The 15,442-nt window shown below is 37.3% G+C and carries 12 protein-coding genes, 6 tRNA genes and 1 pseudogene; 3 read left to right on the top strand and 16 right to left on the bottom strand.

Going from position 1 to position 15,442, the window contains the following annotated elements; translation table 11 throughout:
* Positions 1-39 precede the first annotated feature (39 nt).
* Positions 40-1,251, bottom strand: a complete 1,212-nt coding sequence (locus tag AC27IF_RS17070) for a YncE family protein (protein WP_487055546.1) — start codon at positions 1,249-1,251, stop codon at positions 40-42.
* Positions 1,252-1,437: 186 nt separating this feature from the next.
* On the bottom strand, positions 1,438-2,673 hold the full coding sequence (locus tag AC27IF_RS17065; protein ID WP_487055545.1) for an NADH:flavin oxidoreductase/NADH oxidase family protein: 1,236 nt from the start codon (positions 2,671-2,673) through the stop codon (positions 1,438-1,440).
* A 74-nt stretch (positions 2,674-2,747) separates the two neighbouring features.
* Between AC27IF_RS17065 and AC27IF_RS17060 the strand changes: the two genes are divergently transcribed.
* The gene (locus tag AC27IF_RS17060) at positions 2,748-3,155 is read left to right on the top strand and encodes a helix-turn-helix domain-containing protein (protein WP_487055544.1); all 408 of its coding nucleotides are present in this window, start codon (positions 2,748-2,750) and stop codon (positions 3,153-3,155) included.
* Positions 3,156-3,247: 92 nt separating this feature from the next.
* A pseudogene (locus AC27IF_RS17055) lies at positions 3,248-3,465 on the top strand (hypothetical protein).
* Positions 3,466-3,552: 87 nt separating this feature from the next.
* Here the strand turns inward: AC27IF_RS17055 and AC27IF_RS17050 are convergent.
* The 12 genes from AC27IF_RS17050 to AC27IF_RS16995 form a co-directional block, all read right to left on the bottom strand.
* Positions 3,553-6,126, bottom strand: a complete 2,574-nt coding sequence (locus AC27IF_RS17050; protein ID WP_487055543.1) for a CHAT domain-containing protein — start codon at positions 6,124-6,126, stop codon at positions 3,553-3,555.
* An 85-nt stretch (positions 6,127-6,211) separates the two neighbouring features.
* A complete protein-coding gene (locus tag AC27IF_RS17045) occupies positions 6,212-7,234 on the bottom strand; it encodes a hypothetical protein (protein WP_487055542.1) in 1,023 nt (340 codons plus the stop codon).
* A gap of 465 nt (positions 7,235-7,699) precedes the next feature.
* A tRNA-Leu gene (locus AC27IF_RS17040) sits at positions 7,700-7,785 on the bottom strand.
* A 70-nt stretch (positions 7,786-7,855) separates the two neighbouring features.
* Positions 7,856-7,931: transfer RNA gene (locus AC27IF_RS17035), tRNA-Gly, on the bottom strand.
* Positions 7,932-8,111: 180 nt separating this feature from the next.
* Positions 8,112-8,187, bottom strand: a tRNA-Gly gene (locus AC27IF_RS17030).
* Positions 8,188-8,311: 124 nt separating this feature from the next.
* Positions 8,312-8,397: transfer RNA gene (locus tag AC27IF_RS17025), tRNA-Leu, on the bottom strand.
* 4 nt (positions 8,398-8,401) lie between these two features.
* Positions 8,402-8,475: transfer RNA gene (locus AC27IF_RS17020), tRNA-Cys, on the bottom strand.
* A 40-nt stretch (positions 8,476-8,515) separates the two neighbouring features.
* Positions 8,516-8,591 (bottom strand) — tRNA-Gly (locus AC27IF_RS17015).
* A 261-nt stretch (positions 8,592-8,852) separates the two neighbouring features.
* Entirely contained in the window at positions 8,853-9,437 is a 585-nt protein-coding gene (gene pgsA, locus AC27IF_RS17010) for a CDP-diacylglycerol--glycerol-3-phosphate 3-phosphatidyltransferase (protein WP_487055541.1), read from the bottom strand.
* A gap of 77 nt (positions 9,438-9,514) precedes the next feature.
* Positions 9,515-11,389, bottom strand: a complete 1,875-nt coding sequence (gene uvrC / locus AC27IF_RS17005; RefSeq protein ID WP_487055540.1) for an excinuclease ABC subunit UvrC — start codon at positions 11,387-11,389, stop codon at positions 9,515-9,517.
* A gap of 2 nt (positions 11,390-11,391) precedes the next feature.
* Positions 11,392-12,036 carry a UvrY/SirA/GacA family response regulator transcription factor gene (gene uvrY / locus AC27IF_RS17000; RefSeq protein ID WP_487055539.1) on the bottom strand — a complete coding sequence of 215 codons (645 nt, stop codon included), beginning with the start codon at positions 12,034-12,036 and terminating at the stop codon, positions 11,392-11,394.
* Positions 12,037-12,060: 24 nt separating this feature from the next.
* Complete coding sequence (locus AC27IF_RS16995; RefSeq protein WP_487055538.1) at positions 12,061-12,327, bottom strand: hypothetical protein; 267 nt, start codon at positions 12,325-12,327, stop codon at positions 12,061-12,063.
* Positions 12,328-12,558: 231 nt separating this feature from the next.
* Between AC27IF_RS16995 and fabA the strand changes: the two genes are divergently transcribed.
* Positions 12,559-13,074 (top strand): bifunctional 3-hydroxydecanoyl-ACP dehydratase/trans-2-decenoyl-ACP isomerase, encoded by a 516-nt coding sequence (gene fabA, locus AC27IF_RS16990; protein ID WP_487055567.1) that lies wholly within the window; start codon positions 12,559-12,561, stop codon positions 13,072-13,074.
* Positions 13,075-13,226: 152 nt separating this feature from the next.
* On the opposite strand, the gene rmf is transcribed toward fabA, so the two are convergent.
* Positions 13,227-13,400, bottom strand: coding sequence for a ribosome modulation factor (gene rmf / locus AC27IF_RS16985; protein WP_487055566.1), 174 nt, complete (start codon positions 13,398-13,400; stop codon positions 13,227-13,229).
* A 198-nt stretch (positions 13,401-13,598) separates the two neighbouring features.
* The gene (locus AC27IF_RS16980; protein ID WP_487055537.1) at positions 13,599-15,422 is read right to left on the bottom strand and encodes a DUF3466 family protein; all 1,824 of its coding nucleotides are present in this window, start codon (positions 15,420-15,422) and stop codon (positions 13,599-13,601) included.
* Positions 15,423-15,442: the final 20 nt, after the last annotated feature.

Raw genomic sequence — 15,442 nt, 5'->3', positions numbered from 1 at the left:
AAGGGCTTTTTTATTTACTTAACTATTACTTTTTAACTGTTACAGCTTTAACAACATTTTACCGTTTCTTATACGCTGTGGATGATCTCCCACAGGAATACTCGCTATTTCTTTTGCTTCATCAAATGAGATCACCGAAACCCTATCTTGCTCACTGACAGAAACATAACAATATTTACCGTTTTCACTTTCCGTTGACCAATATGGCTTAGCCCCTAAAGGATCTTCTGATAATATTATTTGACGGTATTCAAACGTTTTTCTATCTACTATCGCAACATAACCAGACATTGTGGCTGCGACACATAATTTTGTCCCTTCTTGATTCATCGCTAAACCATGATGCGCTGAATTCAACTGATAATCACTATAATCTAATGCTTGAATTTTAGCTGGAATAGGTAATTCGAGTTTTCGCGTTATCTTATTTAACTGCATATCGTATTCAAAGAATCCATGAAAAAACGATACCTGTAAATACACAAAGCGTTCATCGGGTGCTAGCGCCATAGGTCTAATAGCTTTGTCTATCCATGGAAAACCAAACTCTTCAAGTTTCTCTCCCATATCAACGCGTGATATCACTTCCATAGTATTGGCATCAACTATTTGAAACCAGCGATCACCCTTTAACCAATCTAGCCATTCAGAAGAGATAAACACTTTACCAATACTGGCATGATAAATTAAGTTACCATCTTTGGAATAAGTACTTTCATGAGGTTGATCCCCAGATTCAAATTCAGCTCTAATTTTCCCCGTTGCAGTATCTATCGCTTGTACTTTACGCTCTGTCGATGCAGAAACTAAAAAGGTTTTACCATCAGGTGATATGGCTGAGTGATCAGCACGGTCCCCTGCTACCTTAGTACGCCAAACTATTTCACCACTATTGACATCAATTGCCACAACATCCGCTAAACTCGGTCGAGAGACAAAGAGCAAGCGTCCATCGTTAGAAGTAAACATATCATCAACTAATTGATCATTCCCTTCACCGATAACTTCTCTAATAAAGGTAGATTTAATACGAGGAATGATACCTGAATAGATTTCTTCCATTCTTTCTTTGCGGTCTGGCACTACATCTAAACGTTTAATTACTTCAAACGTATGTGGATCAAAAATATCAACTGTGCCTTCCCAGTTATTACCAACCATAACAACATCACGTAAAGAATCATCTTCACTCGCATGACTATTGAATGAAAACAATAACGTAAATAATAGTACAAACAAATGACTGCTCATCTTTATGCTTAATAGGGGGAATGTTTTATTCATAATTAACTTTATCTCTGTATTTTCTATGTTACTCGATATAACAAAACTAAATTTATATACATCGTAGGTTATATTCGATGTTACTGTGTGAACAGCCTCATTGCAAAATAAGTAAAAGCAATGTGCGATATTCCTCAAGTAAATGTTTAATTGTTAATAGCGACTTATGTACTTTTTATATCGTTTAGTTAGTTTGGCCATTCGCCATTGATCGATAATTAATACTACTGCGGCCGGTAATAAAGTATTTGTTTCTTTACCTTTTCCAATTCTACGTAAGTTACGCTTAACCATAGCCATCGTTGCTAACGCTTTGAGTGCTTTATTTTTCCATGATATTGAAATTACTGCTGCTTCAGCATTAGTATTTTCCTGCCACTGGTTAGGCAAGTTTGGCTGCATTGCTAAAGCGGTAGCAATTCCGACCAAGGATACATCATTGTTAAGTACATTTTCAGCAATTGGCAATCGACGTATTCCACCGGTAGTCATTACTGGAATCGACGTTTGTTTCGCTATTTGTTGAGCAAAAGATAAAAAATAAGCTTCACGTGCCAACGTACGACCATCAGAAGTTACTCCTTGCATTGCAGGTGTTTCATAACTGCCTCCCGAAAGTTCAACTAAATCGATATTTAATGGCTCTAGCATTTTAACTACTTTTAATGCGTCATCAATATCAAATCCACCTCGTTGAAAGTCAGCAGAGTTCAATTTAACAGCAACAGAAAAACCCTTACTCGTACGTGATTTAACTTCTTTAATAACACTGATTAATAACCGCGCTCTATTCTCAAGCACTCCTCCCCATTCATCTTGACGTTTATTTACCAAAGGAGATAAAAATTGCGCAAGTAAATAGCCGTGGGCGGCATGAATTTCTACACCATCAAAGCCAGCCTCCTCGGCTTTAGCTGCCGTATCACCAAAACGTTTAATAACGTCTTCAATCTGCTCAATAGTCATAGGTAAAGGCTCCCCAAATAAGGTGGATAACTTACCCATATTTAATCCAACATCTGAGGGCGCATAGACTTTACCTGCCATTTTTTTATACACCTGTCTACCAGGGTGACTAATTTGCATCCAAATCTTGGTATTATTTTGTTTAGCTTGCTTGGCCCATTTTTTAAATCGCTCTAATTGAGTAGCAGCTTCTAATGCCACTCCCCCTGGTCCTGTCATTGCCTGCTTATCAATCATCACATTGCCAGTTAGTAATAGCCCTGCCCCTCCTTTAGCCCAGTTAGCGTATAGATTAATTAACTCATCACTAGGCAGCAGTCTTTCATCTGACATATTTTCTTCCATCGACGCTTTGACTATTCGGTTTTTGGTTTCTTTACCATTTGGGAATGTGAAGGAGCTAAAAATAGGGCTATCTTGCATGTAAGTTTCTTCTATAGCTTATGAATATAAACATGATAACCTTAAAGTTAACTTTAAGGTCAAGGTGATTAAAGATGAAAATTAAACAAGCCTCTACGCTTGCCGATGTACCAACATCGACTATTCGATATCATGAGCAACGTGGCTTGCTACCAAGCACAACTAGAAATAGTAATGGTTATCGAGAATATACAGAGCAAGATGTTATAAAAATAAAATTAATTAAATTCTGCCAATCTCTTGGCTTTAATTTAACGGAAATAGCCGTGTTATTAAATGAAGAGCAAGCTAAAGATCATGAAAAAATACTCTTTAGTGTGAGCGAGAAACAAGCGGAGTTAAAAGTTGTTATTGAGCAAATGAGCCAAAAATTAATGCAATTAAGTCGTTTAGAAAAAACCTTAGCTGACAGTGGGAATGCCGGCCAATGTTTAACTACTCAAGAATTACAGTCATTAATGGATGATATAAGGGACTGTTGATCTTTCGCAGTTAAATTTTGTTCGAGATAAAAGCGTTTTAATCGCGGCGAGTAGTTTTTAGCCTAGTCATTCTAAGCAAATACTACTCAACAATGAGTAAAGCGCTTTTAGCCGAATCCTTCAGACAGCGTTTGTTGGGAGTTTTTACGGCGTTATCGCCTTTTTATGTGACGTCACATGGATGTGACTTATTAGATAATGCAGGAGCAATTATCCTGAACAACCACATGACAAAGGCTCTGCCTTGTATAAATACCCAACAATTCGCTGCAAAAACAATCTCGAAAGTTCAAAAGCCCCTAAGCAATAAGCTTTATTATTAGCTCATATTTATGGCGCATATCAATTTTAACTAAACCATAAAGATGTAACAATTCAGCACTTTAAAACTATAACCTTATAAGTTAATAACAATAAAAGGTGACCAGTAATAAGGCGGAATTGTGTAATTAAAATCTTTGATATTTTTATTTTCACCACTAATTCTTGTCAAACCTCTTGTTATTCCAATCTCAGCCATACTGCTGTTTATAGTTTCTTTATAAGCCAAGTTCATAGATTCATCAGTACTTTTACCATTCAACAAGTGTTTATAAAAACTCTGCATTGTGTTTACGGTTGTAACAGAGTCAACAGGCCATAAACTAACCACCAGTGTTTTTGCACCGGCAAGCGCAAAAGCATTAGCTAAGCCAGATATGCTTTCACCATAAAAATATTCACCACTTCCGGTATTGCAGGCAGATAAAACGACTAGCTCACTATCAATGCGTAGCTTTTTAATTTCTGATGCCGTTAAAAAGCCATCTATTTCTGTATGCCCTGTGAATGCAAGGGCTGGTTCATTTAAGTACTGGAGATCTCCATCTAAGAGTCCATGTGTGGCAACATGTATGACATTAGGTTTGAGAGTTAATTGTCTTAAAAAATTTACCTTTGTTGCCTTTTCACCCAATAAAACGGTAGAGCTATTTTTAAACTTTGTCGAAATTGATACTGCTTCATCTCTAGTCTCAGGTAAAGCAGGCAAAGACAAAGACTCATTAAGACCTAAATTTGACAATTGATATTCAAAGATAGGATCGGCAATAGCCAAAAATTTTGCATTTTCAAAACTGCTCAATCGTTTGTTTTGGCTATCTAAACTAACGAGGTAGCTGATTTGCTTGCTTACACCGATAGGGTCACCGGCATCATCAGGTAAAATACTAATTGGAAATGAGCTAAGTGAGCCATCAATGAGTAAATTTATTTTGGGGAAGCGCTTAATTTTACTCATAAATGGCTTGAGTAAAACATTTGACATAAACATCAGTTTGTCGTGCTCAAGAGTTTCTCTACTAACCACTTGATTTCGCAACTTCGACACAGATGACTGCCAATCGCTTGGTTTATCCATCAAACGCACATCTGCATCGCTCTTACTGAGTGCTATTAATGCCAAACTATCATCTAGATCAGAAATAATATAATAAAGTTCATCGTCTTTAATTCTCTCTACAATAGATTCATTATGTTCTAAAGATATTTTTAGGTAATCTTTGAGCTGTCTAGATCTCAGTCTTTCACTCGCATCAAGAACGGCTAAAAGGTTTTCTTCAGTTTTATTTCGTTGATAGATTTTTGCTTTTATTCTATATAACCCTAAGTAATTGTTTCTCAGTTTAGATCTAAAAAAATAATCTCTTAATTCTACGGGTATTGAACTTCTATTTTTTTCAGCCCAAACAATGTTTTCCAAGAATTTAGCCGCAGCCAAATCGAGTAAATCCATTTCCTCTGCTATAAGTGCTAGCACTTCATTCGCTTTAATTTTCTTTTCAACGAGTTGGTCTTGACCAAACAAAGCCGTTGACATATTTTCTAAATAAAACTGCTCAATTTTTTCTGATGTTTCAACTAAGGCGTTAGCTGTTACGAGTGCCTTTTTCATATCGTTTTTATGCAATAAGGTTATCGAGTCAATATATTCCTTATAATACTTTGCCAATTGCCTATATCTGACCCTGTTTAAAAATAAACTATCATACGACCCTGTGGTAATTTTGGAAGATAGTGTTTGCCCAAAAACAGGCATAACGGCATCAGTCGCGTGTACTTCAGCCGAGTTATTGTCAGCCCCGAGCCTAAGACTTGTTGGATCGCTCGCAAGTACCTTGAGTTTTGCTAAATTTTTATTAGAGAGCTCTGCTTCGATAACCAAATTATGATCTAGCCATACGGAGAGTAACTCATGAACTTCCAGAGCCTGCTTCCATTCTTGGTTACGTGAAAATTGTTCAAAGAGTTTAATCAGTAAATCGGTATTAATTGCAAGTTTTTGAGGATCATTTTCAAATAATTGACCAACTAAAACGGCTTCGCCTTGCTGATAGTGTGGGAAATAATACTTAAGGTAAATGTTTTTATTATATAATTTTTTTATTTTCTGCCAATGGCCTTTCCAGCTTTTTCGCTCTTGCTTAGCTAATTGACAGCTTAATTCTATTTCATATGACCGTAGTTGATTTGATAATAGTTGCAGCTTATTCCAGTGAGAGGCAGAGTCGATATCGATAAACATCAAATCTTCCTCAACCATACCTTTCCCTTCCACAGCCAGTGCATCGCAATCAGATAATTTACCGACAGAAGATAAAATATTTACTTTCTTAATTGCGTAATCAATAAATTGAAAAGTGCTGAGGCTATTCCTACTTTGTATGAGACCTTGCTCAATCAGCGGTATTGATAAAAACGGTTTGTTATGTGTACTATAAAACCAAAAGCCTGTATCAATAAACCTTCCTAAAGATAACTGGAAGTTCCAATATACATTCTCAAAGTATTGTTGTATTTCTGTCGAGGCACTAACTTGCTTGGCATACTCTTGTTGCTTTGTGGATATAAGCTGATGTGTTTTCTCATAGTTTTCTACCTGTTCACCAACGATTTTGACTGTATTTAGGACGTCGATGTTAAATCTATCCACTTCTCCTCGTTCCGCAAAAGTCGAGTAGCTTACTAAGGTAGAAAAAAAGGTTAACAATATTGAAAAGTTAACCCTATTTATCAAGTTATCTTTCATATAAGGGAGACATAAAGCGTACACTGATTTCGACAAAATCGCCTTTAGGCGAGCCTGTTCGGTATTCGAATAAACCGTTTGTGCCATGAATTTCTAATGTCTCGAACCGCCACCGTTTACCATAAGGGCTTTCTGGGTATTTCTTTAATTTTGACTTATCCACCCAGCCATATTTAGCGCCAAAGTCATCATCACTGTTAGCATTGTAATCTAAAGCTTTTTTAGCAAGACGGAATTCTTTATTAAGAGCAGGGTCTTTTATATCTTCAGCTTGGTATTGGCTTACATCAACCTTATCTATGGCATCCAATATTTCATAGAAAGTTGGCTCTTTCTCATCCATGTCATCTAACTGAGAATAATAAATTATACTTTTGAGTTTATCCAAGGGGTCGAGGGTTTTTCCTGTGACACCAACCCCATGTCGGAATAAATTAGCCCTACCAGAGCTTGGCCAGTAACCAGACTTTCTAGATAAATATTGGTGATCTTCTCCTAACTCTCTGACAAGCGCTCGACTTTGCTCTAACTGTGAAATAGAAAACGGAACCCTCATTACATAATCGCAATAGGTAACAGGAATTGTTCCATCTACATCACTATTAGTTTCTTCTCGAATGATCACCCAGCCCTCTGTTGCATCAAAGTCTAAATGTTTAACACTGAATATTTTAGCTTTATTTAAACTTCGAGCGTATTTTTTAGAGTTTCGTAAAACGGCATCCATATTTGGTGACGTTCTTGAATAGTGAGGCAAAGTTTCCTTATATAAATCAATATACTCTTTGATTATGATTTTCTTATTTGGATGCTCTTTAGCACCTAATAGCTTTTCCTTGAAACAAGTTTGCCCGTCACTTATCAGCTTTGAAAAGGTAGCCGCATTCGCATTCTTATTTTTCATCTTATTAGGTTGAATTAAATCAGGTGGATTATTAGGAAGCTTAATAAGCGAAGCACAGCCAGATAACATTAGTAACAAAGATAGAGAAGTTGCGGTCTTAATATTCATGGTATTCCTTCCTGTAACATCTTGATGAATATATAAATAGACGTTATAAGTATTATTTTTACTCAACAGAATAACAATTAACAGAATTTTTACAAGGTTAACTAACTTACGTCATTTTATAAACCTATCAATTTACAAATAGTTATTAGTCTCTCTTATGCTTTCATACTCCACATGCAACAGCGGTTATTAAAAAAATGTGTTAAGGCGAGCGCCTATTTCTAAGCAGCTTATGTTCAATTACAACTGTAAATATTAAGTTTAAAATCATAGGACAAACATATAAATGAGAGTTTGATTAACGTGGAGTATTAGCGAAACTAAATGTATTAGTGGTAATTTAATTAGATTAAAAGGTAGAAGTAATTTAAAGTAATGTTAAAGCAAGAATGTGATAATTATGATTTTCGAGGAAGGATATTTGATATAACTTATTGAGTTTTATAACATGACAGCTATTAAAGATGGTACCCGGAGACGGACTTGAACCGTCACGCTCTATGAGCGAGGGATTTTAAATCCCTTGTGTCTACCAATTCCACCACCCGGGCATCGGATAATACTTTTTATAGTAGGGTTTGGTTCCCTACTTTAACTTTGCATTAGAAACAAAATTAATATTGGAGCGGCTAACGAGACTCGAACTCGTGACATTCACGTTGGCAACGTGATGCTCTACCAGCTGAGCTACAGCCGCTTCATTAGAGCTATATACATCTTTCTCTTGGAGCGGTTAACGAGACTATTCTCATCAACATAAGTCGTGGCATTCACTTCGCTTTTGGCAATGTGATGCTCTACCAGCTTAAACCAGCCGCTTCATTAGAGCTTTTACATTTTTAGTGTCGGAAAAATCTAACACTTAAATACCTTAAATTGGAGCGGCTAACGAGACTCGAACTCGTGACATTCACGTTGGCAACGTGATGCTCTACCAGCTGAGCTACAGCCGCTTCGTAGATATTTATTCGTTCATTTCGTTAAAAATGAGCGCGCATTCTAGCGTAAGTAATTTTCTTTAACAAGACAAAATCAACACTAAAACGACTTTTTTACTCAACATCATTGTTGATGAAATGGTACCCGGAGACGGACTTGAACCGTCACGCTCTATGAGCGAGGGATTTTAAATCCCTTGTGTCTACCAATTCCACCACCCGGGCAAAATGGAGGCGGGTCCCGGAGTCGAACCGAGGTCCACGGATTTGCAATCCGCTGCATAGCCACTCTGCCAACCCGCCATTTTATCAACACGAGTTGAGTGATTTACAAACTAAAAATTGGAGCGGCTAACGAGACTCGAACTCGTGACATTCACGTTGGCAACGTGATGCTCTACCAGCTGAGCTACAGCCGCTTCATTAGAGCTTGCAATCAATCGAAATAAATTTCGATTCACATCCTTATAAATAACAACTCAGTAACAGTAACTTACTGCATAACCTGCTTTGCTTGTTGTCTCCCTGTCAACGGAAACGCATTCTACATCGAATTAAGTAACAGTCAACTATTAAATTCTTTTTTTATTTTAACTGCTCAAAAAGCAGCTAATTTGGTGTTTTTTTTTACCTTTAAGCTTGAAAATAGAGTTGTTCAAGCCATAAAGACTTGTTCGTTCCTAATTGCCTGTCTTTAATTCAGGCCATGCTGCTTTAAAATAGTCGACTAAAGTTGAAAGTGTTAATACTGTCGCAACAAAATAGAAAAAATAAGCGGCATAATTTATGACTTCATGGGGTAAATAGAATAACACTAATGGGATATCATAGTCTGGACGCCAAATTAAGCCCATAATACCTAACATCTGTGCAGCTGTTTTATATTTACCCATTTCAGACACTGCAATGACATCACGCTTACCACGAGAAGACATAAACTCACGTAAAGCACTGATAAATATTTCACGGGCAACCATAATAATGGCTGGAATAGCGACCAACCAACTTTGATAATCTTGAACTATCATCACCAAGGCGGCAACAACCATCAACTTATCAGCTACAGGGTCAATAAAGGCTCCAAAAGAAGACGACTGATTTAACTTTCTTGCTAAATAACCATCTAAAGCATCACTGATAGACGCTGTCCAAAAGATAGCAAATGCGCCAAAATGGCTCCAAGATAAGGGTAGATAAAAAACGAGAATAAAAACGGGGATCAAAACGATCCGAAATAAAGTGATTTGGTTAGGTATAGTCCACATGGCTTTTTACTTCAGCATTTAGCTTCACAGCAAGTATTTTGCACACTAGTTTACACAAGTTCACACGCTAGATACAATCACTTGTCATGCAAAGCATCATAAATATTTTTTGCTAATATTTTACTAATGCCTGGTACCTTTTCTAAATCTGCCAATTCAGCCTTATTCACTTCCTGCATACCACCTAAAAAAGTCAATAATGCTTGTCTTTTTTTAGCGCCTACGCCCTCGATTGATTCTAAAGTGGATTTTTTACTGGCTTTTTGTCGTTTTGCTCTATGACCGGTTATAGCAAATCGATGTGACTCATCTCGAATATGCTGAACTAGATGTAATGCCGGAGAAGTGGCCGGTAATGAAATTAACTGATGACTACCAGCTAGTATTAGAGTCTCCAGCCCCGGTTTTCTTGATTCTCCCTTGGCAACACCCACTAGTAGCGGTGTAACGGTTAGGTTTAATTGAGCAAAAAAATCTTCTGCTTTTGCTAATTGCCCCTTTCCCCCATCGATAAAAATGATATCAGGCATTTTTTTTAAAGAATCAATGTCATCAGCTTTAATTTTTCCATAACGCTTATTTAATGCAAAAGCCATTGCAGCATAATCATCCCCCGGTGTTATACCATGAACATTATAACGACGATAATCAGATTTTAATGGTCCTTCTTGGTTAAAAACAACATTAGAAGCAACTGTTTGCTGTCCCATAGTATGGCTTATATCAAAGCATTCAATGCGATGAATACCATTAGCAAGTTCAAAAACTTCATTCAAGGCGACAAAACGCGCCTGCATAGACTCTTTATGGCTATTTCGGGTGACCAATGCAGTTTGTGCATTAGTATTGGCTAACTTTAAATATTGTGCTCTCTCAGCACGCAATCGGTGGGATATCTTAACGTCATGCTCAGCTTGGTTAGACAATAACTCTGTTAACGTTGTATGTTGCTCTAGTGCTTCACTGACAACCACTTCTTTGGGGATATTTCCTTGACCATTATTTAAGGGCTCTTCAGATAAATAATGTTGAGCAATGAAAGCTTCATAAATATCATTGTCTGTTGATTGTGCTGGTACCGTCGGAAAGTAACTTTTACTCCCTAATATTTTATGCTCACGAATACACAATAAATGGACACAAACCTGCGATTTAAAACGGTATAACCCAAGTACGTCCATTTCTGCAGCAATACCACTCACATATTGTTGTTGTTGTACTTTTCTTAAGGTGGTGATTTGATCTCTAAATTTAGCCGCTTGTTCAAAATCTAATTGCTCACTTGCCTCCCCCATCCGTTTCACCAGTTGCTCAGTGACGGCAGAGCTTTTACCCTTTAGGAATAGTTTTGCTAAATCAACTTGTTGTTGGTAATCATCAATTGAAACTTTATCAACACAGGGGGCTAAGCAACGTCCTAATTGATGTTGAAGACACGGCCTAGAGCGAGCCCGATAATAACTGTCTTCACATTGTCTAATTGGAAATATTTTTTGCATTAACCGCAAGCTTTCCCATACAGCACCAACACTAGGGTACGGTCCGAAATAATCACCCTTAACTCGTTTACCGCCTCGATGTAATCCTAATTTAGGGTGTTTGTGTGCCGTGATCAGTAAATAAGGATATGACTTATCATCACGCAATAAAATATTATATTTAGGCTGATATTTTTTGATGTAGTTGTTTTCAAGTATTAACGCCTCCCCTTCTGTATGGGTGACGGTTACATCAATCGCGCAAATTTGGCTCACTAACACTTTAGTTTTTACTGAGCCGAGATCTTTTCGAAAGTAACTGGCTAAACGTTTCTTTAGTTGTTTAGCTTTACCGACATAAATAACCGTTTGCTCATCGTTATACATACGATAAACACCCGGTTGCTCTGTTACGGATTTAAGAAAAGCCTCATGATCAAAATTCGGTTTTTCGGTGGTACTTAAATCACTCAAAACTATAACTGTTCAGTTTTTAACATGCCATGGCGTATGGCTAAGTGAGTAAGTTCAACATCGTTACCAACATCAAGTTTTTCAAACATGCGATAACGATAGCTATTGATGGTTTTAGTGCTCAAATTAAGGTGCTCTGAAATATCAGGCACTTTCTCACCACGGGTGATCATTAGCATAATTTGTAACTCTCGATCAGACAGAGAGCTAAAAGGGTTTTCTTCAGCAGATTTAAATTGACTCAACGCCATTTGTTGAGCAATTTCAGCCGGTAAATAGCGTTGACCACTTTTTACCGCACGAATTGCATTAACCATTTCTTGCGGGGGCGTGCCTTTAGTTAAATAGCCAGAAGCACCTATTTGCATTACTTTAGTTGGAAAAGGATCTTCACTATGAGCTGTAAGTACAATAACTTTAGCATCAGGAGTAAAACGTAATATCTTTTTAGTTGCTTCTAAACCGCCCATTCCAGGCATATCCATATCCATTAAAATAACATCGGGCTCAGTTTGACGACAAAATTTTACCGCTTCTTCGCCAGTTTTACATTCATCAATGACCTTAAAGCCTTTTACTTCATTCAATATTTTACTGATACCAGTTCGCACTAACTCATGGTCATCAACTAATAATATATTTATCAATGGAATTTGCCCTTTTGGCTATTATTACAATTCATTATCTTTTAACCAACTGTTTAGTAGACCTATTTGTCCGTTTTTATATGCCGCATAAGTAAGTCTCACCGCGTTGCTCAATATAATTGAGTCAGACCAGTTAGTCTGTTCAGAAATAAGCTGATAGCATACTTTCGCCTCTGGCGTTAAGTAACCACGCATTTCTTGTTTGCCACGTTCTTTTTGTCGTTCACGATAACGTTTTTGCTTTTCAGCATTGGTCATCGCTTTTTTTTTCTTTTTAACCGTGTCGTCCATTTTAATCTCTATTACGATTTACCCTTCGACAATGACTCACTATGTTACTCTGCCTTGCTGAATTTGCAATAAAGTCTTTGATAAAATCAGTACAAATTAGGCACACTAAGAGATGATTTATGTCATGAAAATGTATTTTTTAACTGTTCAGAGTTGTTTAGTGTACAAGTGTTCGCTAAAGTAGCGACCTAGAAATTTATTCGATACTCAATGTAGGCAATTAATATGGCAATGGCACAACAGAATTCATACAGTAAAGAAGATTTAGTTAAAGCTGGTACTGGTGAAATGTTTGGTGAGGGTAACTCACAACTTCCTAGCGACAATATGTTAATGATGGATCGCATCGTTACTATTACCGAAGATGGCGGAGAACACGGTAAGGGTTATATCCTTGCTGAATTAGATATTACCCCTGATTTATGGTTCTTTGACTGTCACTTTAAAGGTGACCCTGTTATGCCAGGCTGTTTAGGCTTAGATGCTATGTGGCAATTAGTAGGCTTCTTTTTGGGCTGGTCAGGCGGCCCTGGTAAAGGACGTGCTTTAGGTGTAGGTGAAGTTAAATTTACCGGTCAGATTTTACCTACTGCTAAAAAGGTGACTTTTAAGATTGATATGAAACGCGTTATTAAGCGTAAATTATTTATGGGACTTGCCGATGGCAGCGTTAGCGTAGATGGTCGTGAAATATATACCGCTAAAGATCTTAAAGTTGGTTTATTTGCAGATACTACCAGTTTTTAATATTACGCATATTGTTTCATTGTAAAATTAATATGCTCTAATATGCTTATTAATCAATATTTACAATACACAAAAAATTAAGCCCAGCTGTTGCTGGGCTTTTTGCATCCAATAAATCTAATAGACTTAAAATCAATAAATCACTCGGTTGTTTATTTAAATAAGCCTTGCTGTTTATCTTCTATGGCTTCACGCCAACCGCCTAACCATTGTGACTTAATTGTTGCGCTCTGGTAAGGGCAATGTTCTTTTGAACGTCCAGATATACCTGCTTGGTAACCTCTTGTATGAGCCCTATCTTGGCGGTCTCGTTTTTGCCTTTTCATCATTAATTCACGCTCCTTTATTTTTATCATCTCCATACTAAACCTAGTTAAGGATCAGCTAAAAAACAACCTATCAAGGTGATAAAAGTTAAGAGAGTTATTAAGCATTTGATTGGCTGAGAAATTTATTTATAAATAAAAAAAAAGCACCTTAATGGTGCTTTTTAATAGAAACAATACTGAGTATTTCGAATCTAGTTAATTTAAGTACTTTCTACGGAAAGCTAAAATAGCGACTAATAACCATGCACTAGCAACACTAACACTTGCTCCTTGGCGTTTCACTTTTCCTTCCTCTTCAGCAGTACACACTTCACCTGTATCAGGGATAGGATTTAAACTAATAGCACGTACCACGTCTTCGCGTAATGGGTCACCGTTATCATCTAACATAACCTCACCTTTAGCATCACGGCGATCTTCTTTAACAATAGCTGTTGCTGAAATCAAACCTGAATCGGTGATACCTCGTGCTTCAATAATGTCATAAGTTTGACGTAACGCACATGGAATTTGATCATTTAAATTAGTGAAAATATCGTCATTCATATTGTAAACAAATGCCGCTGTTCGACGAGGGTTTATTACTTGACCATTAGAGATACTCTCTTGATGTGTTTCAATTTCACCTTCACCAACAATTAAACCGTTATTATTTATTGCTCTCGCCGTACTATCTGAGCCATTAAAAAAGTCATCCGGTAAAATCATTTCTACTTCATCTTGGCTGACGTTTGTATCTACATAAAAGAATTTATTAACTGCAGCGCCATTAATGGCTTTAGTAATATGACCTACGGCAATACCCGCATCGTTGATATCATATGCGCGCGAACTAGCTTCATCATTTTTATGTTCGCCGGATAAATCGATAACATCACCGTTTTTATATACCACGGCATAATGGTAGTTTCTTCTTTCATCCTCATCTGGATTTGTCACACTTTCGTCATTAAACCCATCTGCATAGCCAACTGCAACACCATTATTGTTTACGGCTAACGCATAGCTAGAATAAGGGCGAATATCATCAGGGTGTGGTGTTACTAATAAGCCAAGTTGCTCAACTACAGGGTCACCTGTCGGTGATAACGTCGCTTTTAATGCCATGGTATGAAAAATATCAGACGTGGCTCGTAGTTGCCTATCAGCAATACACGCTTCTAAAGTCATTGCACCTGGAACCACCTCAGGATCAGCACAACCACCATCATCACTGGTTATTGAATTATCAAAAGCTTCAGAAACTTTATAACTACTAAAGCCGACAGCGACACCAGATTCACTGACATCTAAAACCGCAGAAACACCACCCGTGTGAATAGTTTCAATTGGAACAATTTCGAAAATTTCAGCTCCTAAATTATAAGAGAAAAAACCTCGAATTCCATGTTCAGTAAGCCAGTATATATGCTCAACACCATCAGAGTCAGTATGTGGTTCACTAGGCAAATAAGGCGCTGTTGCAGTACCGTAAGAGATACCGCTATCGGTTATACCACTAACAATATCTACCGTTGAACGAGTCAGGGTATCTGTGCCATCAAATGTGACATCCCAAATTGAGTAGTCTTTACTTTCGCCGCCAGAGTTGGTCATGGGAATGGTATCGCCCACTTTCTGATATTCAAAGTCTAAGCCTTTACCGCCTGAGGTATCTTGTAACCACCTCACCACCCAAGCTAAGTCATTCGCCGTAGGGTCACCCGCTCTTAAGGCATCGCCATCTTCGATGAAATCTAAGCCATTAACACTAAGGTATCGAACAAAAACATATTGCTCTATAGCATCAAAGTCGTCTTCGTCTAAATAGTCATATTGCACAGGAAAGTTATATAAATTTGTGCCTGATATCGCCATTTCACCTGAACTATTTTGATGTTGTGCGTAAGAATACTTAAGTGTACTCACGGCCTGTTTATCAACTAATTCATAGGTAGCAGCATTAACATTGCTAATAATACTTACATTTAAGGCTGTAGTTATACCTACAGCCAGTACTGATTTTACAAATTTGTTCATTCGACTACTTAACTCTTACT

This window comes from Colwellia sp. KS18-150 (assembly GCF_057551365.1).
This window is presented reverse-complemented; position numbering and strand designations above follow the sequence as displayed.